Here is a 20,489-nt window from a genome sequence, read left to right on the forward strand (position 1 = left end):
ACAGTAAGTAGATAAACATTTAATCTACTTACTGTAATCCCAAAACTACAAACTACACCGCAGCTGTAGAAATAAACTCTTTATATCTTTTATTCATCTCACTCATTCTTTCATGGGAACCTTCACATACAATTTCTCCATCTTCAATGAATAATACATTGTCACCTGGTTTTACTTCTTCTAGGTTATGAGTTACTTTAATCACTGTCTTATCTTTAGTAAGTTTGTTTATTGATTCCAATACTAAATTTCTAGATTCTATATCTAAGTTTGAGGTAGGTTCGTCCAATAAAATTATATCCGGGTTCTTCAAAAATAGCCTAGCTATATTTAATCTTTGTTTTTCTCCCCCTGATAATTTGTCGCCACTCTCCCCTATATTTGTATTAAGTTTGTCCTTCTGTCTATCAACAAACTCTTGTAAATTCGCATACCTTAAAGCCTCTCTTATTTTTGATTCATCAATTTGGTCTTCATCAAGACCATATAGCAAATTATCTAAAATGGTACCGCTAATTAAGGAGGAACCTTGGCTTACTATCCCAATGTTTTTTCGAAGTTCATATGTGTTCAAATGACTGATATTGATATTGTCTATTGTTATGGAACCACTTTCTGGATGATAAAACTTCTCCAATAGGTTAATTAAAGTTGTTTTCCCAGATCCTGAAGGACCAACAATCGTTAGAGACTCCCCTCGTTTAATAGTAAAGCTGATATCACTAAGCATAGGTTTATCTTTGTACCCAAAAGTAATTTGATTAAAGGATAATTCATGTAGAAATTTATACTCTGTATTACCAGTGTATTCAACTTCGTTATTATTCATTATATTATTTAAACTTTTAATTGCACCATTAGCTTTATGGTACTCTCCAATAAATCCACTAATGGAACTCATTGGGGTCATCATTTGAAAGGCATAGATTACAAACGCAATTAATGTACTTATAGTTAATGTTCCTACTGAGATTCTATATGCCCCATATCCTACCACTATTAATAAGCCTAGAATAAGTAAAAAATTCACTAAAGGAGCTACTATAGCAAAAATTTTACTTTCATATAAGTTAGCATTGTATAGTCTATCAATACACTTATACATTAATGATTTTTCCTGTTTTTCAGCTGTTGAAGCCTTCACCATCTTTATATTTTTAAAAGTCTCTTGCGTTTTTGAAATAAAAACAGAAGTTTCTTTTTGTTGTCTATCCCCAGTATTCTCCATTCTCCTCATCAGAGGAAATATAATCCCAAATATAAATGGAGCAATTATTAGTACCACAACCGTTAGTTTCCAATCGAGGATAATTGTTAATGCTAATCCACCAAGTATCATTATAATTCCCGTAACTAATTTAGGGATGTGATATGTGATTAAATCTTTAACAATTTCTGTATCATTTACGATTCTACTTGATAATTCTCCGCTGTGGTAATCATCAAAAAAATCAACTTTAAAATAAATAACCTTATTGTAGATATTTTTTTGTAAATCGCGAATTACCATGTTACCAAATTTAGATATTATGTACTGATTAACGGCTTCAATTATAGATTTTATTACTAAGAATAAAACTAAACCTCCAACCATCCAAAGGCTTATCTCATTCATTGAAAATTCATCAACAATATCCTTTACCAAAAGTGGGAAAAATAAAGTTGCTGCTGTAAATAAAATAGATGCAATTATAATTGTGACCAAAAGTAATTTCTTCTTTGTATCATTAATTGCTAATAGGAGCATTTTATACGCATTCAATTAAGATTCACCTCATTAATTAAGACAATAAAGCTTGATTGACCAAACTTTATTGTCTTTTACAGAAATCATTTACTAGTCTTAACAGAAGAACCAGCTTGCGTTGCTGCTTCCTTTACATTGAATACTTGCTAGGGACTTTGCTTTTAGTTGTACATCTTTTGATATAACTTCTTTTTGTAAAGATAACACCTTGTTCATTTCTCATTCCTTCTTTCTTAATAGTTTTTTTAAGAATTAACAGAAGAACCAGCTTGCGTGACTACTTCCTTTACATTGAATGCTTTTAGAGGATTTTGCTTTTAGTTGTACATCTTTTGATACCGCTTCTTTTTGTAAAGATAATACCTTGTTCATTTCTCATTCCTTCTTTCTTAATAGTATTTTTAAGAATTAACAGAAGAACCAGCTTGCATGACTACTTCCTTTACATTGAACGCTTTTAGAGGATTTTGCTTTTAGTTGTACATCTTTTGATATAGCTTCTTTTTGTAAAGATAATACTTTGTTCATTTCTCATTCCTTCTTTCTTAATAGTATTTTGTAGAATTAGCAGAAGAACCAGCTTGCGTTGCTGCTTCCTTTACATTGAATACTTGCAAGTGATTTCGCTTTTAATTGAACTTCTTTTGATACAGCTTCTTTTTGTAATGACAATACTTTGTTCATTTTTCATTCCTTCTTTCTTAATAGTTTTTTTAAGAATTAACAGAAGAACCAGCTTGCGTGACTACTTCCTTTGCATTGAATGCTTTTAGAGGATTTTGCTTTTAGTTGTACATCTTTTGATACCGCTTCTTTTTGTAAAGACAATACCTTGTTCATTTCTCATTCCTTCTTTCTTAATAGTATTTTGTAGAATTAACAGAAGTACCAGCTTGCGTTGCTACTTCCTTTACATTGAATACTCGCAAGTGATTTTGCTTTTAGTTGTACGTCTTTTGATACAGCTTGTTTTTGCAAAGATAACACTTTGTTCATTTCCCATTCCTTCTTTCTTAATAGTATTTTTTAAGAATTAACAAAAGAACCAGCTAGTATTACTTGATGGAGAACAGCCTAAACTCACAGATGACTTTAATACATCTCCATTTTTCCGTTCTTTCTTACCTATTTTTTGTAAACCAAGAACGTTTTTCATTTTTATCACCTCCTATAATAAATAATTTTGCTCATCATCTTTGAATCCTTTTATTTACATAAAATGATATATTTTACATCACGAGAGTCAATTAATTACCAGAGAAGGATAGTTCTACCTTCCTTTGCGAATTTTCCCCTATTAAGATCGAAGAATTAAATACCTTTTCTAAGTTGAGTATTGGTAACCAGGAGTAGTTTCTATTCTCTAAAATATCGTTTATTACTAACAGTAGGCCAGCAGAACCAGACATAATATCGCCAGAAAGTCTAAAGCATGAATCCCCAGGAACAAATATACAGTCATCATTCTCTAATAAATGTAGATTAAGGGTAAATAAAGCTGAGCTGACTAAACTGTTTTTATTGGTATATAGCTCTAGGAGATTTGCAATAGCTAAAATACCAGTGGTTCCCTGAAATAATCCAGCGTTATAAAAACATTTACTTTTCGAAATTTTGCAAATTCCATCAATTTCCTTATCCCATTTCTTTATGTCTGCATTCAGCTCTAATTCAATTATAGGAATAGCCAGTCCACTTCCTCCACCAGCGAGATATGGTAAAATCCTAAAATCATCATCTATATGATACAAGCCATCGTCATCAAATACCCCTAATTTCAAGTCCTTTTCTAATGCCTTTTCTGATAATTCCAGCCACTTTTGATCCTTTGTTTTTTTATATAATGCAGTAAAATACAGGGAAACTCCTGACCAACTTGTCATGACTCCCTTATCAACCACGTCGTAATCAAAAGTAATGATAGGTGCATTAGAATTTAATTTATCTATTAATATCTCTCCAATAGAGAGACAAATATCTAGATATCTAGGATTATCATATTCGTAGCTAAGTCCTAAGTATGCCAACCCAATCCCACTTAAACCTGCTGCAAGAGAAATATCTTCCATGTTTTTAATATCAATGTCTGAATCAAATAGGGCTTTTGCCTTTTCTTGATAACCTAATTCCCATAAAACTGCAGCAATTCCCATTTTTCCAGTAAATAAGCCATTTTCTAAATGAAGTAATTGATTGATTTCTTGTTTTTCAATCCAATCTTTTACTGTTTGATTTATTCCACCGGTTCTATGTAAAGCCATTGCCGTACCAAAGCCGCCGGTCAATACATTTATTATTCCTGCTTCCATTTCATATTGACGAATATCTCCCGGTAAAAGTCTATCTTCCATTTTAACGTCTTTTAATATGGAATTCCGTAATTTTAATTTTAAGATAGATAAATCAAAATCTTGTTTTAACTGGCCATTTGTACTCAATAACTCGTCCATAGGACGTGATTGATAGAAGTCACACAGCGATTTAACTTTGTCAATTATTTTAGTCGCTTTTTCTCCAAATACAACCTGCACCCATTTACTATGAATGGTATCCAAATTCCAGGAAATATCTTGAACACTTCCAATTGGTACAAATAACTGTTTTGCTATCCTTAGTAATGCAAACCAATCACTTTGTTCTTTATTCATTTCTTGATGGCCTATATAACCAGGAGTCATTAATCCAGAAAGAGAATCATTTGTTGTGCTTGCTGTTTCAAAATCTATTAATCTTACTTTCTCTTCGGGAGTGACTATAACATTTGCAGGCTGTAAATCGCCCATTCCTACATTATGCTCATGAATTTCATGTATAGCCTCAATAAGTTGATTAATAATATTTATACATGCTTCAGTGTAAGACTCATTTTTTAGGGTAGAGCTGAAAGGGTAGTTCTTAACTAGCCACTCAGACAGTGAATCGCCTTCGATATACTCTTCTTCGATGAAATAATGCTCCCACGCACGAAAGGAACTTATTTTTTTAACTGGGAATGTTGTTTTTTCTAATTTATCAAGTATCTCACTTTCGTTTACAATCCTAGAAAATGCATCACGCCCTTGTGCATCTACCGCAGCATGAGGCCTTCCCTCTTTTAGAATGACCTTTGTATTGTTTTGTAATTTATTCTCACAGATATATACGCCACCGCCATTACTAAAATGTAGAGCCTCTTTAATATCATAATTTTCAAGGGGTGAATAAGTATCATTTTGATCCATCGCTTTGTCCATGGCTATAATTTCTGGAGGCTCTTCTACAAAGTCAGGCAGATAATAATAAGGAACCCTTTTATCTTCAATAAGTTCACCCTGTAAATTTTCTATAGCATCGACTTTTACTCCATCTATAAATGTAAATCTTGGCGCGAAGGCACCGTATCTAAAATAGACGTTAGAATCATACCATCTTTTATCATTTAGTATATACGGGCCAGGTTTTAAATGAGATAAGCTATTCTCTAGTAAACTTAATAACTCGATAAATTGATTAGTATTTACAGGATATATTGTAATAAACTTTCCTGAAGAACCTCTATCGCCATATTTGGAATCTTTCATTAGTAGCTCTGTAATACTTTTTACGTACTTAAATGATATATTTCTTTCTATCATTAACTTAGATACAATATCTAAAGTTGTTTGCGCCTCTTTCATGTTCGTACTAATATGAATCTTCCAGCCCTGATTAGGTAGTTTAATGTTTCTTTCCAAAACATTTATCCAATGTTCTCCATCAATTACTATGTAGTTATCTGGTGGGCAGTCTAAATGGAGCAATCTTTGATTGTTTTCACTAGCAACATTATAATAATAGCCTTCATTTATGTACTTTATATATCTATTATCCATTAGTTCACCTCATTATAAGCACAAATTAACCAAGTTAATTTGTGCTTAATTTTTTGAATTTCTTATCTAGGAACTACACAGAAAAAAAGGCTTAAACCACTATGTGTTTTGCAGTTAACGCTGACATTTGAACCAATTGGCGGCTCATCGTTCTTTTTATATCTTAAACTTTGCAGAGATAAAACATCCGTTCTAGACATAGTCACACCTCCTTTCTAGTTTTATAATTTATAGGTTTTAATACTTTCTAAGTTGTTCCCTTTTTTATTGGCATGTAGATATAAATTTTCTATGTGTTCCCCCCAATAAGGGCCCCACACTATATCTTTAACACTATTAAAAGATAAACTTGTATTTGAAAATTGGAAGTAATCACGATCTTTTTCTAACAGCCAAGGGCTGCCTGAGCTACCTACTCCCGCTTTTCCTTTTACTCCTAACAAGGATGAATTGTGTATATAGTCCTCAAATGTTATGTTTTCTATTATTTCGATTTTATTTTTCCGGAGAAATTTTTTCTGTATGTAAGGTATTAATGCATGCTGTTTTTTCGAGGTGTTATTAAATATAGGTTTAATTATATTGTCTGTTTCTAAAGGCGGTTCTTTTAAAGTGAGAAAAGCAGTATCATAATCTACTATTCCATTTTGAACCCACTCCTTACTGACGTAGATTTCCTCCACTTCATATTCGTGGTTATCATAAGTTATAAAGGTTATCTCATTCGCATTTGTTTGCTTATACCAATCAAAAACACAATGTGCAGCAGTACAAACTAATGGATATTTCAATCCCATAATTAGTGAAGCATTACTTATAAATTTGTTTTTATTTTGTTTTATTTTCAATATTCCTGTGTTCATTATTTGATTTTCATTCATAGATACTTTAAACATTATTCTTCATTCCTTTGACTGGTATAAAAAAACAATACTACCAAAATATAAGAGATTCAATATTTTATTTTCATAGTAATGTTTTAAGGATAATATCATTCTATATATAATAGTAAATAAGAAATAACTAGACTGAGTCCCAGCAGCACACTTTCTAGAACATCTAAAAAACCCGGCTATTACACGCATTTCCCTTTAGAATTACCGTATAAATATCGAGGTTAATCTTAAGCTGGAATACTTCTCATACAAAAAAGGATGTACCTGAAAATAAATTCGGTACATCTTTTTTATATCTATAAAATTATTCTGTTTTTCCTTGTGAATTCTTCCCAAATGCTTTAGTATCAATATTCTCCCTCTCGAGAAACTCTTCTATTTTTTTCTGTTCTCTTCCATTCACTACATCACTTTTTTTATTTATTAAATCAAAGTTTACTGTCGGAATAACTTCTTTCTCTATGTCGTCTGTAAGTTGATTAAGCATTGTATCTATTTCGTAAATAATCTCATTTACACCTGTAATATATCTGCTAATTCTTTCAGACTCCTCTAGATACCCTTCAGGTAATGTATTTTGTGAAATATAATTAGAGAAATTTTCATCATTTTCTTTTGTTAGTCTGTAAATTTGGTCTAATTTCTCCAATTCACTTTTAGTCAATTCCTTTTCTTCATCGATCATTTCTTCAAATGGATAGCTAGCAAGCTGTAATGCTTCATAAGTGTCTAGGTACGTTTTTATACTTGATTTCATTTCCTTTTCATCAATTACACTGTTTTGTTTGTCAGAAGAAAAAATAATACTAGGGATTTCTACATTCTTTGTATCGGGTATTTGGTTTTCAGAGGTGCCAATATTTTCTTCATTTGAACACGCGCTTAATATAAAGAGAAATAGGATACTAAAAAAAATTTTTTTCATAATCCATTTTTCCCCCTTGCTATTGATGCGTTCCATTTTAGATATTTAATAAATAATTTAATAAATGACTTCCCTATATAATACCCTAGGATGGCTAAAATGGCTCCTATAATAACTCCTTTTATAGACTCGAGAATTTCCCCAAGTCCAATGGTAGAACCATCTACAAATCCCATTACGATTAAAATTATGGGAGATAGGATCATTATAGGCACACCAATGACATAAGCCAATATAAATGGCGTTAATAATAACATAAAGAATAAACTCACTATAATAATAATGCAATTCATTAAACTTAAACCCATTATGGACATCATTGCTGTAAGCATACTTCTTATACTTTTCTTTTCTTCGACCTTATTAATCGCATAAACAGCGTTTAATTCCTTAGCGATTTCTTCAGGATTACCTAATTCTTTAGAAATTTCCTCTTCACTTTTATTTTCACTTAATCCCTCCGTAAAATGCATGCTATACTCTTCTAATATATCTTTCTTTTCTTTTTCAGACATAAACTTCAAACTATTTTTGAGTAGTTTCAAAAAATTATTTTTGTTCAAGTTTATCATTCTCCTCGACAAAACGATTTATTGTTAGGAAAAACTCATTCCATTCCATCTTTAAGGATTCAAGTTTAGCTATACCTTCCTTTGTAATTCTGTAGTATTTCCTAAATGGTCCTTCTTTTGATTCTTCATGATATGTCGTGACATACTTTTCTTTAACTAATCTTCTTAAAATCGGATAAACAGTACCTTCCGATATAACAATCTTATTCGAGATCTTCTTTATTAGTGAATAACCGTATTCATCCTCTTTGTTTATTATTATTAAGACTATTAATTCTAGTACACCTTTTTTAAACTGTGCATTCATAATTTATCACCAGCGTTTATAATTTATTTAATACTATCTGTGTATTAAAAGGTACTAAACTTAACACTGTATCCTAATATCAGAATATTAAGAATTAATTATCAGTAATTAATTCCTGAGAATCATATGGATTATAACAGTACTAATATATTTACATAAGGTCATCAAGTATCCGAGAACATTATTTACTATTTGTGTAAAAAAATTGATTTATTTTAAATTTGATGTTACATTGTTATTTAGAGAATAGGAAAATAAATCCAATCCATATAACCTTTTTTCAGAGGTTATTTGTTCCTTACTTTTTTAATTTTCTTTATTCCGTAATAAATAGAAATGTATTTTAGTATTTAAACCACCACCCTTTTATCCTATATTTTCCATTATAAAATGAAACAGGTTTATAAATACCTCGAAAATTATAAAAGGGATAAAAAGCTGCATATTAGGACATTTAGAGTACATAAAAGGGTAATATGTAAAATGGGAAACGCTTAATTGTTTGAATTATCATAAAAAATAGGCTCGAATACTTTCGCTATTTGATTTCTAATTTTTCCAACTTTTATATACTTAATTATAGGAGTGTAAGAAGACATTGATTTTTATTGATTTTATTGGAGCTCTGTTTGAAACAATCCCAATGCTTTTAATAACCCTACAATTATTAAATAAATTTCATTTTAGTAAAATACAAATACTTTATTTATTTTCTATAAGTCTAGGAACAGCCATATTTTTAACACTATCACTAAGTTATCCCTTTATTAAATTGCCTTTAGCTGTAGTAATTCTGGCTATTCTTATATCCAAGCTATATAAAGTGAAATTCACTTTTTCAATATTATCCCTATTATTAAGTATGACTCTTCTACTGATTGTACAATTGATAAATATTATTATTTTTGATCTACTTTTTGCAGGCTCTTCAACATTTAATCAAATACGATTTATCTCTGGATTAGTTAACGGTTCATTATTAACTCTACTATTATTATTTCTAAGAGCATTTAGGAGGAGTCTTATACCTAACCAGGACATTTCTCATGCTAAGACCCCAAAGTTTTGGTGGATTTTCCCCCTATTTGTTGTGTTATTCATGTTAATTGTAATTAAAGTCATTCAAGATGACGGTATATCGATTACCTCTGCTTATTTAATAATTATCTCGAGTATTGCATTTATTTACCTTACAAGGTACTTAGTTTATCTAAACACTATTAAAGCAGAAAAAAAATTATTAACTGAGCAAGAGAAAAGTGCTAAATTTTATCTAAGAAGTATACGAGCACAAAGGCATGACTTTATCTTTCAACTTAACACTATCAATTCTCTAGTCCATCTAAATAGAATAAATGATTTAAAAGCTTATCTGAGTGAACTCACGGAAGAGTTTCAGACAACTTCTGAAACTCTACCTTTACATTACATGTCAATAGCCGGTTTACTTATTCAATACAAACAGATTTTAAAAAAAGACGGTATTAATTTTAATATTTTTATCTCCGATACATTTGAACTCATTCCTATGCCAGTTTATGAATTTAACAATGTTATCGGAAACTTAATTTCTAATGCATATGAATTTATAAAATCAAACGAAACAGCTTCTAGAGAAATAGTCATTAAATTTTACAAAAATCAGTATTTAATAGTCGAAGTGTTAAATGAAGTGAATCCAGAGCTGCTAGATTTGGAAAACATATTTCAAGATGGTTATAGTACAAAAACTACTTATGAAAATGGATTAGGACTAAGCAATATTATGATGACTTTAGAGAGATATAACGGATACATATATCCAGAACTTAATAATCGAACTTTAAGTATGTTTGTCCTCATACCACCTAAAGAAAGGAAATAATTTATGGTTAATCCTAATATAATTAGTAATGAAGTAACTAATTTTGTTATTAAACATGCCCCAGAATACAGAGATAATAAAGAGTATATACGATACGGACTAGAGTGGATAATCTCATTAACTATTCAAATTTCAGTTATTCTAATACTATCGGTTTTATTTGGAGTTTTTATTGAAGCCACCGTATCTCTTTTTACAGGAGCTTTTCTTAGAACTTTTGGGGGAGGAGCACACTTTAAAAGTTATTTAAAATGTGTGGTCTACAGTACTATTTTAATCCTTATACTTTCGATAGCAACCAAGCATTTTCTAGCTCTTAATATGATCGCTGTCCTTATAATTTATTTAATTTCTATGTTTATTTATAATAAAAAAGCTCCTGTCTTACATAAAACTAGAGCTTTATTTAATGACAATAAGAAAATGTTATTCAAACATATTTCATTATTTTTTATTACAACACTGTTCATCCTCACGATATTATTACCTATAGGTAAATCAAGTATTATCTCAAGTATTTGGCTATCTGTTCTCTTCCAATCGATTTCACTTACAGAATGGCATCATGACATGACCGATTGGTTAGATAAAAAAACTACAAGAAAGGTGGATTATTTATGAACTTATTTACGAAAGTACTAGCAAAAATTATAGGTAAGGTTGGTTTTATGGCCTCAAAGGGTACTCTAGCATCGTATTGGTTTACATACGAACCTGAACTTCCTAGTAAAGACAAAAAGAATGATTCTGAATAAAAATGTCTAAATTAAGTATCATAGCTATAGACGATGACCCGATACAATTAGAACTATATAAAGATATTTTTAAAGAATCACCATATAATTTAGTATATACCTCTACAAATGGTGATTCTCTTCCAATTTTTTTAAATGAGAATAAAGTAGATATTGCATTATTAGATATAGAAATTGCATCTCAATCTGGATTTAAACTAGCAGAACATATCAATCAGTATTACAAAAATATAAAAATTGTTTTCATCAGTAATCACAAATCCTTTGCATTGGATGCATATAATTTTTATCCCTTAGATTATATAGTAAAGCCTGTTGATGTATTTAGATTATTCCAAACACTAACGCGAGTTAATTATGTAAATAAAGACGACCTTCGGGTAGGGGTTAAGACATCAACTGGGTACTTATTAATTAAAAAGGATGAGATCAACTTTATTGGTAAAACCATTCGAAAAACCACAATACATCTTACAACCGGAGAACTTATTGAAAGTAATGAGAAACTTGAAGTTCTTGAAGCAAAATTAGCAAAGCACGGATTTTATCGTATCCATAAATCCTATTTAGTCAACCTAGAAAGAGTTAAAAAAATTCAAAAAGATGAATTTATGAATTCATATAATCTGGTTCTAATTGATTCTGAAGAAACTTTACCAGTGAGCAAACATCGGATAAAAGGTCTTAAAGATTTAATATTCAGTGAGTTCAGTTTCTAGCTTTATTGATATTGATAACAGCCTTTTTTGGCATCAAACTTTACAAAACAACCTACAAAACCTGAACAAGTATCCAGATGTAAAAAAGGATAATTGTTCAGGTTCTTCTTATACTTGAATTTTATGGCCAAAATTTTTTTCATCTAAAGGAAGGAAAATGCTTTGCTACTTCTTTTTATTATCTTTTTCGATTTTCTCTACTGACGAATGCCCCATCCAGTCTTCTTGCTTCATTTTCTTTTTTCGTCTTCTTTGTGAAACAACGATAACAAGAATAATGAGAACGATTAAAAGTAGAGGAACTCCGAAAGCTCCATAAAGAATATTAAAAAAACCACTGAAAAATTCTGACATCGTGAACCTCCTTATAAATGCCGTTTTACCGACTATACGTGCTTTTCATTTCTTATATATAACTTTCCCATTTCAGGCTTTTCTAAACGCTAGAATTTTACAGGAATCTCCCTGTCTCCTTTCTTATAAAAATAAAGAAAAATCTCCCTACTATGTAAGGAGATTTCTAATAACCCATAAATTTATTTCTTCTCTGGTAGCTTTTCTAAATACTCAATTGCCTCTTTTAACGTACTAACAGGAACTATCTTAATATCGGTATATCCCTCTTCTTTTACTTGTTCTTTAATTTCCTTTTCATTCGTATCATATTCTGTTATATCGCGTGGATAGAAGAATATATCCACATCTTCTTTATGTGCCGCAACGATTTTATGCTTGATTCCACCAATTTGCCCCACATTTCCTTCGGCATCCATCGTTCCGGTACCGGCTATTTTGTAGCCTCTTGTTAAATCTTCTTTGACAATTTGATTATAGACTTCTAATGAAAACATAAATCCGGCGGAAGGCCCTCCAATATTTTCACTATTAATTTTTACATCAATAGAAGGGTGGATCGTCATATTATCTTCTGGAGCAATCCCAATACCAACCTGCCCTGTCTTTTTGTCTAATTCAATTACTTCTACATCAGCTTCTTTCTTTTTCTTGCCATGTAAAAATTCAAGGTGGACTATATCTCCTGCTTGCTTTTCTTTTAAATAAGCAATTAACTTCTCGCTTTTAGTAAATGCCTTTCCATCCACTTTTTTAATAATATCTCCGACTTGAATAATTGATTTTGCCTTAGAGTTATCTAATACTTGAGCAACGAAAATACCGTTATAAGTAAACTCTACCTTTTTCCCTGCTGCATGCAGACTAGCGATAATCGCATTTTGCTTTGATGTATCCATCATATGAAGCAGCAGCTTATTGTACTCATCATCACTTAAATTCCCCTTAACCTCTTCTTCCTTTCGGATTTCCGTATGTGGTGCGACCAATCCGTATAGATAGATATAGGGGTTATTTGCTTTAATCGAATAAACTGTTGTTAGATTCAGACTTCCCTTTTCAGACTTCGTACCATTCTCTACGGTCACTTTTGATGCAAGTGCTTCAATTGAGCCTGGTTGATTTAAATAATAAGGGGTCGGGATAAATAAGAGAATAATGAGTACCCCAAAAAGTATGATTAACCACTTTTTTGAAAAGATGCTTTTTCTTGATTTATTCATATCTACATACTCCTTAGGATATTAATTTTACTGATATAAACTATATTTACATATATCATATTAAAAAAAAATGAATTTCAGATAGTTTTTCCATTAAAAAGACTATTTTTCTGTATCAAGGATTTCTCGCAATAATCGGACGCCTTTTTCAATCTGGTCGAGGGATAATCCACCATAACCCATTACAATTCTACTCTTATGCTTTCCTTTAACTAAACTATACTGTTCAATCGGATATACCTTTACTCCATTTTCCTCGATTTTATGTATGAAGGTGGAATGAAAATCTGTATCTGGAATTTCGACAACTAAATGCATTCCTGCCGATTTACCAATGATGGTAGCATATTCAAAATTTTGCTGAATAGCTAAGACTAACCGTTCCCGTTTTTCTTTATATATTTTTTTCATTTTGCGAACATGCCGATCTAGATAGCCTTCCCTGATAAAACGGGCTAATACTAATTGTTCCAGAGAGGAAGTATGTCTGTCTGAAAACCACTTAAGCTGTTCAAAATCACTTATTAATTCCTCTGGTAAAATTACATATCCTATCCGTAAGCCTGGTGAAAGAATTTTGCTAAAAGTTCCTACATATATAACGTGGTTAGGTGCTATTCCTTGGATAGACGGTACAGGAGCCCCCTCATAGGTAAATTCACTGTCATAATCATCTTCTACAATATAGCAATCCATCTTTTTCGCATACTCGATTAATTGCAGCCTTCTTTGAATAGAAAGAATACCCCCTAAAGGAAATTGATGGGAAGGAATAACAAAGACAAAACTGGGGGATTGTTTTGGTAATCCACTTGGATCAATCCCATTCTCATCTACAGGAACAGGAATGATTTGTCCATTGCTAAAAGTAAAAATATTTCTCATTTCATCTGTCACAGGATCCTCAACTGCTATCGTTTTATTTCCTCTCCCAAGCATTTCTGTGATTAGCTTCAATCCTTGAGTAGCACCCGATGTAATAAAAATTTGCTCTGCCCTGCATTGCACCCCTCTAACTCTTTTTAAATAGTCAACAAGGGCATTCTTTAATTCTTTCATTCCAGAGGCCTCTCCATATCCAAAGACTGCTTCCGAAGAATGCAAACAAATTTCCTTTGTTAATTGTGCCCATTTCTTCCTTGGAAAATAATCGATTGCTGGATTCCCTGCTTTAAAATCAATATACCTCTTTTTATTCGCATCGATTTTTTTAGGAGTTTCTTTTCTTCTTGTATTTTCTGTAAACGAAAGAGAAGTCCCTCTTGCTACAAAAGTCCCTGACTTTGGTCTTACTTCTAAATAGCCTTCTGCAATTAAACGCTCGTACGCCTCCAGCACAATATTTCGCGAAACTCCAATAGAGCTTGCTAATTCTCTTGAGGAAGCTAGTCTATCTCCCTCTTTTAATTGCTTTTCCAATATTCCATTACGAACTTGATCATAAATTTGCTGTGTTAAAGAAATAGAACTGGATCGGTCAATCGTAATAAAGATCATGCAGAATCCTCCTAAAAAACAAACTGGTACTATAAAAGTATATAATTACTGGCTCTATTCTATACCAGTATACCATGTTATGATGTGAAAAAATGGACATAAAGGAGTATCTAATGAAAACAATTGGACTAATTGGCGGGTTAAGCTGGGAATCAACAGCTGATTATTATCGCTATATAAATACATTCGTAAAAGAACAAATGGGTGGATTACATTCTGCTAAATCGCTTCTATATTCCTTTGACTTTGAAGAAATTGTTGCTCTGCAAAAAGCTGGACATTGGGATGAGGCCACTGTATTAATGATAAATGCCGCTAAAACACTGGAAGCGGGCGGTGCTGATATCGTAATTATCTGTACCAATACTATGCATAAAATGGCAAAAGAAGTACAAGCAGCTATCACTATTCCATTACTTCATATCGCAGATGTTACTGGATATGAAATAAAAAAAGCTACCTTAAAAAAAGTCGGCTTATTAGGAACGATGTTTACAATGGAGCAGTCCTTTTATAAAGAAGCACTTTTACAACAAGAGATTGAAACAATTATTCCTGACAAAGAGGATAGAGAAGCAGTTCATCAAATTATATTCGATGAATTATGCAAAGGGATAATCCTTCCAGAATCAAAGGCTATCTATTTGCGTATTATAGACAAACTTCAAGCACAAGGCGCTGAAGGGATAATTTTAGGATGTACAGAGATTCCCTTACTTATAAAACAAGAAGACAGTTCTATTCCGCTATTTGATACAACATTTTTACATGCTCAAGCAGCCGTTTCCTATGCACTCGATAAAAATTTTGCATTAAAGTAAAAACCTCTTTTTCCTTTTCCATAGGCAAACGACCTCTATCATTACTATCGAACTAGGGTACATTTATCCTAGTTTTTTTTACTTTTTTTCTAAACTACTGTAAAACAAGCTTAACTTTTTTCCATGATAATAAAGCGAGCCTAAATAATGGAGGGGAAAAATTTGAACTTAAAATCATGGAAAAAAAAGGTGCTGCCAATCGCTGTAATCTCTTCTCTAACAGTTGCTGGATTAGCAACTGTATTAACAGGAACAGATGCAGAAGCAAAAAAAAATGGAAACAATAACGGAAAACCGAAAAATGTTATCTTTCTGATAGGAGATGGAATGGGTGTTTCTTACACTTCCGCATATCGCTATTTAAAAGATAATCCGAAAACCAAAACGGCAGAAAGCACATATTTTGATCCTTATTTAGTAGGACAGCAAATGACATATCCAGAAGATCCCGAACAAAATGTCACAGACTCTGCATCAGCCGCAACCGCAATGTCTGCTAGTATTAAAACATACAATAATGCTATTGCTGTAGACAATGATCATTCGGAAGTGAAAACCGTCTTAGAAGCTGCAAAAGAAAAAGGCAAATCCACAGGTCTTGTTGCCACTTCTGAAATTACCCATGCAACCCCAGCATCTTTTGGATCACATGATATTAATCGTAAAAACATGAATGCCATTGCAGATGATTATTTTGATGAGATGATAAATGGTAAGCATAAAGTGGATATTCTTCTAGGTGGTGGGACAGACCTTTTCGTTCGCCAGGATAGAGACTTAACGAAGGAATTTAAGAAGGCTGGCTACAATTATGTAACGAATCGTAAAGATTTACTGAAGAATAAAGATACACAATTGCTTGGTCTATTTGCGGAAGCAGGAATGCCGAAAATGATAGATAGAGATAAAGATACACCTTCGTTAGAGGAAATGACAAAAACTGCTATCAATAGTTTAAACAAAAATAAGAAAGGATTTTTCCTTATGGTGGAAGGTAGTCAAATTGACTGGGCGGGCCATGATAACGACATTGTCGCTGCAATGAGTGAGATGGAGGATTTTGAAAAGGCATATAAAGCAGCAATTGATTTTGCTAAAAAGGATAAAAATACTTTAGTTGTTGCTACAGCAGACCATTCAACTGGCGGATTCTCTATTGCAGCTAATGGGGATTATAATTGGTATGGCGAGCCAATCAAAGCAGCAAAGAAAACACCTGATTTTATGGCAGAATTAATTGTAAATGGCGCGAATGTAAAATCTACCTTAAAAGATAATATTCAGTTATCCCTAACTTCAGAGGAAATTCAGACCGTTCAAAAGGCTGCTGATACAAAGGACCTCACTACTATCGACAATGCTATTGAAGATATCTTCAATAAACGAACCAATACAGGCTGGACAACTGGAGGACACACAGGTGAAGACGTTCCTGTCTATGCCTACGGACCTTCTAGCAACCTTTTTACAGGACAAAAGGACAATACAGATCATGCAAAAATTATCTTCAACCTACTAAACGCAAAAATAAAAATAACGGATAAATAGAATGGCGGAGGGTACCTGTTTAGGAGCGTCGGGGCTGGTGCGACATTTCCTGAGATATAGGAAACACGGGGACTGCTTCCATCTATTAACCTGTACTTTCTTTACTTTAATAAAAGAAGTGCTTCCCTCTATTTTCGCGAGGGGAGCTTTTCCATCAGGAGGAACGCCATTGAGACAAAATATTATCTATTTATTAACCTTCCTTTTACTAGCCGGCTGTAGCAGCAAAGAAACTAATACTAATACAAAGAATAACGATTTAAAGAAAAGAGAAACGAGCACGCTAGCTGCAGATAGAAAAACTGTTTCAACGGATATTTATACTCCCAATCCGCAAGTAATTGATGATGCCGCTTTACTAGCTGCTGGTGACTTTTATCGCGATAGAAAAGGAGAAGCAACATTAAAAGCCATTTCTAAAGAAGCCAAGGAAGTTCAGGTTGATTCCGTAAGACTAACAGTCAAAGACATCAAACTTATCGCTTATCGACCAGCATATAGCTTAATAGACTTTTATCATACTTATACACATGAAGAACAATTCACTTTCATCAAGTTTTCTGTGGAACTTGAAAACCTATCGGACGAAATTAGGAAGTTCTCTCCAATTGCTTTCATCCAAACAGATAAGGATGAAATGATTACATGGGAAAAGGATATCTACTTAGAAGAGCTTAATGGAGAATTAAATCCAGGAGAACGAAAAAAAGGAAATATAGGCTTTATCTTAGAAAATTCTGCCGTTAATAAAGTCCAGTTAAGTACAAGCGATACCTATACAGAACAAGATAACCTGTTAGGAAAAGCAAAAATGATTGACATTAACTTAGAATAATATATACATTCTCTACATTCTAAATCGCTGAAAGAGATCAAGTACGTCAGGTAAACCCTTTTACGACGAGCTGGCATTTAATGTGAGCCAGCAAGGTAATCCTGGCGTAAAATTCTTCTACCAATATACAAGCCGATAATAATAAGATACATGTTGCTTGTCTCTCCATATGATAACCTGCATACAAGTGGACACAAATTTTGGACAACAGAAGTTGGCGGCTCCTTATATACAGTACTTGTCCCTTTCACTGATTCATAATTTACTTACTTTTCAAAGTTGCCATCTTGCTCAATTGCTTTAGAAAGCGTGGAAGCGATTGAAATATCCGCGAAGGGTAATCCTAACTGTATTGCGGTTGTTGCTATTTCTGGGCGAATACCTGATAATGTCGTATTCACTCCAATTAAGCTTAAACCATGAATCAATTGGAATATCTGATGGGCAACCATTGTATCAATAATAATTACACCAGATAAATCAATAAATAATCTGGATACTTTCTTCTCTTCACATTGCTTAATCGTATTTTCTAATATAGAAGCAGCACGCGCTGTATCAATATCTCCAACAAGAGGCAAGAGTGCACTTGATTTACTTAAAGAAATGACTGGTGAACTTAATTCATTAATCATATCCTGTTGTGCTATAAGCTGCCTATTGGAATAATTATGATGTTCCTCAGTATATTTCAAGATAATTTTATCGAGAACCTTTACAACAGAATGGCTCCATTCAATGACGCGTGACTGCTCGACATGATGTTTGGCCGCGTATTCTTCAATCAACTGAAAATATTGCTCCCTCGTTCGAATAAATTCACGAATAATAAAATGAATTGGTGTATCTAATTGCCCCTGATCGGTTGCAATTTTAAAAATCCATTCCTTAATGTCTTCAAGGAACTCTTCCCTATCTTTAATAAAGAGACCTGCAAGACGAAGATGAAAATCATTGTTTTGCTTTTTCATTGTCTCAATCGCATATGGATCAGTTGCTGCGTACACACCTTTTGGATCATTTTTTGTCAAATCATTATACCATTCTTCTGTTAATCTTTCTGAATTGTCGATGAAATATTGATATACACCTTGATTATAGTACAACTAATGCATCACTCCTAATAAATGTTGATTATAGTCCAACTTGGAAATGATGTACTCTAATTTAAAGTTTAATAAGAAAATAGAAATTAAGCAGTGCTTTATATATTCAAAAAACTGTTAAATGAATCATATTTCCAGAGGGATCCCATGTATACCATTTACCCTCTTTTTCGATAATTAATGCCCCTAGCTGTACAATTCTATGCTTAATTTCTTCTAGTTTTTCGTGATCAGGTATACTCAAATCAAAATAAGCTAAACCAACATGATTCTTTTCTGGAGCAGGTGCCCCCATTCCATTCCAAATATTTAAGCCGATATGATGGTGATATTGTGCTGTTGAAAGAAAGAACGCTTGTGAACCATATTTTTGAACGACATCAAAGCCTAATCCTTTTACATAAAAATCAACCGTATCTGTTAAATCCGCAACATGTAAATGAATATGACCAAGGATAGTTTGCTCGGGAAGACCTTTCCATTGGCGATTTCCTGCAGATGCAAGCACTCCTTTTGTATCCATATAGGCTGTATCCATTTTCACAAATCCATCTTCCCACTCCCACTCTGTCGCCTTTCTATCTCGATAGATTTCAATCCCATTTCCATCTGGATCTGCTAGATAGATCGCTTCACTAACATAATGATCAGAAGCTCCTTGTAATGGATAACCTGTTTCTAGCAAATGGTTCAATATAATTCCTAGCTCCTCTCTTGATGGCACCAAGATAGCAAAATGATAGAGTCCTGTTGTTCGTACTGTTTTAGGCTCGATTTCTTTTAATTCTTCTAAAAATAAAAAAGGTTCCCCTGTTCCTGCACGTAAAGATGCAGTCCTTTTATCTTGACTCGCAACTGAAAAACCAATTATTTTCGTATAGAACAAAAGAGACTTTTCTAGATTAGATACTTTTAAAGTTATTGATTTTGCATAAATAGTTGAATCGTTATGAAATGTCATTCTTTTTCCTCCATTTTTACTTACTTTATGTAAGTAATTTTATTTTAATAAACAACAGTTGTAAAGTAATCTAGTTATGATTCATAATATTTTTACTTAAAATAATAATTATTGTATAATTATTACGAGGGGGGATGTAAGATGAACCATTCAACAATTTGTCCACGGTTTGAAAAAGCAATGAGTATTTTAAGCCAACGCTGGACTGGTTTAATTATTTATCAGCTGTTAAACGGTCCTCAACGTTTCTGTTCTATAGAATCCTCCATTGGAATAAGCGGAAGACTTTTATCGGAGAGATTAAAGGATTTAGAGCAAGCTGATATTGTGGTACGAGAGGTATACCCTGAAACGCCGGTTAGAATTGAATATTCTCTAACAGAAAAAGGGCGTTCATTAGAACCAATTATGAAAGAAATCGAAAATTGGTCTCATTCATGGCTAGAAGTATAACCATATAAAGTTTTCCGGTCGATGATAACCCGAATAATTATACGGAGATACCATT

General features: G+C 32.5%; 27 protein-coding genes. 8 read left to right on the top strand and 19 right to left on the bottom strand.

Annotated features, from left to right (window positions below):
- Positions 1 to 52: 52 nt before the first annotated feature.
- From BCI01S_RS15630 to BCI01S_RS15655, 14 genes are all read right to left on the bottom strand, one after another.
- Positions 53 to 1,762, bottom strand: a complete 1,710-nt coding sequence (locus BCI01S_RS15630; RefSeq protein ID WP_047941778.1) for an ABC transporter ATP-binding protein — start codon at positions 1,760 to 1,762, stop codon at positions 53 to 55.
- Between the two features lie 81 nt (positions 1,763 to 1,843).
- Positions 1,844 to 1,963: a class III lanthipeptide gene (locus tag BCI01S_RS25770; protein WP_201781388.1), complete on the bottom strand. Its 120-nt coding sequence runs from the start codon at positions 1,961 to 1,963 to the stop codon at positions 1,844 to 1,846.
- A 36-nt stretch (positions 1,964 to 1,999) separates the two neighbouring features.
- Complete coding sequence (locus BCI01S_RS25775; RefSeq protein WP_201781389.1) at positions 2,000 to 2,119, bottom strand: class III lanthipeptide; 120 nt, start codon at positions 2,117 to 2,119, stop codon at positions 2,000 to 2,002.
- Between the two features lie 36 nt (positions 2,120 to 2,155).
- A complete protein-coding gene (locus BCI01S_RS25780; RefSeq protein WP_201781390.1) occupies positions 2,156 to 2,275 on the bottom strand; it encodes a class III lanthipeptide in 120 nt (39 codons plus the stop codon).
- 36 nt (positions 2,276 to 2,311) lie between these two features.
- Entirely contained in the window at positions 2,312 to 2,431 is a 120-nt protein-coding gene (locus tag BCI01S_RS25785) for a class III lanthipeptide (protein ID WP_201781391.1), read from the bottom strand.
- Positions 2,432 to 2,467: 36 nt separating this feature from the next.
- Positions 2,468 to 2,587 carry a class III lanthipeptide gene (locus BCI01S_RS25790; RefSeq protein ID WP_201781389.1) on the bottom strand — a complete coding sequence of 40 codons (120 nt, stop codon included), beginning with the start codon at positions 2,585 to 2,587 and terminating at the stop codon, positions 2,468 to 2,470.
- Positions 2,588 to 2,623: 36 nt separating this feature from the next.
- Complete coding sequence (locus BCI01S_RS25795; protein WP_213087980.1) at positions 2,624 to 2,743, bottom strand: class III lanthipeptide; 120 nt, start codon at positions 2,741 to 2,743, stop codon at positions 2,624 to 2,626.
- 37 nt (positions 2,744 to 2,780) lie between these two features.
- The gene (locus tag BCI01S_RS25800) at positions 2,781 to 2,903 is read right to left on the bottom strand and encodes a class III lanthipeptide (RefSeq protein ID WP_201781393.1); all 123 of its coding nucleotides are present in this window, start codon (positions 2,901 to 2,903) and stop codon (positions 2,781 to 2,783) included.
- 91 nt (positions 2,904 to 2,994) lie between these two features.
- Positions 2,995 to 5,598: a class III lanthionine synthetase LanKC gene (gene lanKC / locus BCI01S_RS15635; RefSeq protein ID WP_061799935.1), complete on the bottom strand. Its 2,604-nt coding sequence runs from the start codon at positions 5,596 to 5,598 to the stop codon at positions 2,995 to 2,997.
- Between the two features lie 62 nt (positions 5,599 to 5,660).
- Positions 5,661 to 5,798, bottom strand: coding sequence for a class III lanthipeptide (locus tag BCI01S_RS25315; protein WP_123258863.1), 138 nt, complete (start codon positions 5,796 to 5,798; stop codon positions 5,661 to 5,663).
- A gap of 21 nt (positions 5,799 to 5,819) precedes the next feature.
- Positions 5,820 to 6,479 (bottom strand): trypsin-like serine peptidase, encoded by a 660-nt coding sequence (locus BCI01S_RS15640; RefSeq protein WP_047941828.1) that lies wholly within the window; start codon positions 6,477 to 6,479, stop codon positions 5,820 to 5,822.
- A 319-nt stretch (positions 6,480 to 6,798) separates the two neighbouring features.
- Entirely contained in the window at positions 6,799 to 7,419 is a 621-nt protein-coding gene (locus tag BCI01S_RS15645; RefSeq protein ID WP_047941780.1) for an NDxxF motif lipoprotein, read from the bottom strand.
- A complete protein-coding gene (locus BCI01S_RS15650; RefSeq protein WP_095259380.1) occupies positions 7,416 to 7,991 on the bottom strand; it encodes an HAAS signaling domain-containing protein in 576 nt (191 codons plus the stop codon). The genes BCI01S_RS15645 and BCI01S_RS15650 overlap by 4 nt, the downstream gene beginning before the upstream one ends.
- On the bottom strand, positions 7,969 to 8,298 hold the full coding sequence (locus BCI01S_RS15655; protein ID WP_047941782.1) for a PadR family transcriptional regulator: 330 nt from the start codon (positions 8,296 to 8,298) through the stop codon (positions 7,969 to 7,971). The genes BCI01S_RS15650 and BCI01S_RS15655 overlap by 23 nt, the downstream gene beginning before the upstream one ends.
- Before the next feature lie 598 nt (positions 8,299 to 8,896).
- On the opposite strand from BCI01S_RS15655, the gene BCI01S_RS15660 reads away from it, so the two are divergent.
- The 4 genes from BCI01S_RS15660 to BCI01S_RS15670 are packed head-to-tail and all read left to right on the top strand — an operon-like array spanning position 8,897 to position 11,636.
- The gene (locus BCI01S_RS15660) at positions 8,897 to 10,162 is read left to right on the top strand and encodes a sensor histidine kinase (protein WP_047941783.1); all 1,266 of its coding nucleotides are present in this window, start codon (positions 8,897 to 8,899) and stop codon (positions 10,160 to 10,162) included.
- 3 nt (positions 10,163 to 10,165) lie between these two features.
- Positions 10,166 to 10,783, top strand: coding sequence for an accessory gene regulator ArgB-like protein (locus tag BCI01S_RS15665; protein WP_047941784.1), 618 nt, complete (start codon positions 10,166 to 10,168; stop codon positions 10,781 to 10,783).
- Positions 10,780 to 10,917, top strand: a complete 138-nt coding sequence (locus BCI01S_RS24840; RefSeq protein ID WP_082138300.1) for a cyclic lactone autoinducer peptide — start codon at positions 10,780 to 10,782, stop codon at positions 10,915 to 10,917. Before BCI01S_RS15665 ends, BCI01S_RS24840 begins: the two co-directional genes overlap by 4 nt.
- A 2-nt stretch (positions 10,918 to 10,919) precedes the next feature.
- Positions 10,920 to 11,636: a LytR/AlgR family response regulator transcription factor gene (locus tag BCI01S_RS15670; protein ID WP_047941785.1), complete on the top strand. Its 717-nt coding sequence runs from the start codon at positions 10,920 to 10,922 to the stop codon at positions 11,634 to 11,636.
- Between the two features lie 165 nt (positions 11,637 to 11,801).
- On the opposite strand, the gene BCI01S_RS15675 is transcribed toward BCI01S_RS15670, so the two are convergent.
- The 3 genes from BCI01S_RS15675 to pdxR form a co-directional block, all read right to left on the bottom strand.
- Entirely contained in the window at positions 11,802 to 11,990 is a 189-nt protein-coding gene (locus BCI01S_RS15675) for a hypothetical protein (protein WP_047941786.1), read from the bottom strand.
- A 182-nt stretch (positions 11,991 to 12,172) separates the two neighbouring features.
- Positions 12,173 to 13,213 carry a SepM family pheromone-processing serine protease gene (locus BCI01S_RS15680; RefSeq protein ID WP_047941787.1) on the bottom strand — a complete coding sequence of 347 codons (1,041 nt, stop codon included), beginning with the start codon at positions 13,211 to 13,213 and terminating at the stop codon, positions 12,173 to 12,175.
- A 102-nt stretch (positions 13,214 to 13,315) separates the two neighbouring features.
- Positions 13,316 to 14,710 carry a MocR-like pyridoxine biosynthesis transcription factor PdxR gene (gene pdxR, locus BCI01S_RS15685; RefSeq protein WP_047941788.1) on the bottom strand — a complete coding sequence of 465 codons (1,395 nt, stop codon included), beginning with the start codon at positions 14,708 to 14,710 and terminating at the stop codon, positions 13,316 to 13,318.
- A 113-nt stretch (positions 14,711 to 14,823) separates the two neighbouring features.
- Here pdxR and BCI01S_RS15690 point away from each other — a divergent pair, with 113 nt between their 5' ends.
- The 3 genes from BCI01S_RS15690 (at position 14,824) to BCI01S_RS15700 (ending at position 17,914) form a co-directional block, all read left to right on the top strand.
- Positions 14,824 to 15,531, top strand: a complete 708-nt coding sequence (locus BCI01S_RS15690; RefSeq protein WP_047941789.1) for an aspartate/glutamate racemase family protein — start codon at positions 14,824 to 14,826, stop codon at positions 15,529 to 15,531.
- Between the two features lie 147 nt (positions 15,532 to 15,678).
- The gene (locus tag BCI01S_RS15695; RefSeq protein ID WP_156485447.1) at positions 15,679 to 17,079 is read left to right on the top strand and encodes an alkaline phosphatase; all 1,401 of its coding nucleotides are present in this window, start codon (positions 15,679 to 15,681) and stop codon (positions 17,077 to 17,079) included.
- Positions 17,080 to 17,248: 169 nt separating this feature from the next.
- Complete coding sequence (locus BCI01S_RS15700; protein ID WP_047941791.1) at positions 17,249 to 17,914, top strand: DUF4352 domain-containing protein; 666 nt, start codon at positions 17,249 to 17,251, stop codon at positions 17,912 to 17,914.
- Between the two features lie 266 nt (positions 17,915 to 18,180).
- Here the strand turns inward: BCI01S_RS15700 and BCI01S_RS15705 are convergent, their stop codons facing one another.
- On the bottom strand, positions 18,181 to 19,020 hold the full coding sequence (locus BCI01S_RS15705; protein WP_047941792.1) for an STAS domain-containing protein: 840 nt from the start codon (positions 19,018 to 19,020) through the stop codon (positions 18,181 to 18,183).
- Positions 19,021 to 19,126: 106 nt separating this feature from the next.
- On the bottom strand, positions 19,127 to 19,981 hold the full coding sequence (locus BCI01S_RS15710; RefSeq protein WP_047941793.1) for a VOC family protein: 855 nt from the start codon (positions 19,979 to 19,981) through the stop codon (positions 19,127 to 19,129).
- A gap of 141 nt (positions 19,982 to 20,122) precedes the next feature.
- Here BCI01S_RS15710 and BCI01S_RS15715 point away from each other — a divergent pair, with 141 nt between their 5' ends.
- Positions 20,123 to 20,434 (top strand): winged helix-turn-helix transcriptional regulator, encoded by a 312-nt coding sequence (locus BCI01S_RS15715; RefSeq protein WP_047941794.1) that lies wholly within the window; start codon positions 20,123 to 20,125, stop codon positions 20,432 to 20,434.
- Positions 20,435 to 20,489 lie beyond the last annotated feature (55 nt).

It is taken from the genome of Niallia circulans NBRC 13626, from assembly GCF_001591585.1.
Lineage (GTDB): Bacteria > Bacillota > Bacilli > Bacillales > Cytobacillaceae > Niallia > Niallia circulans.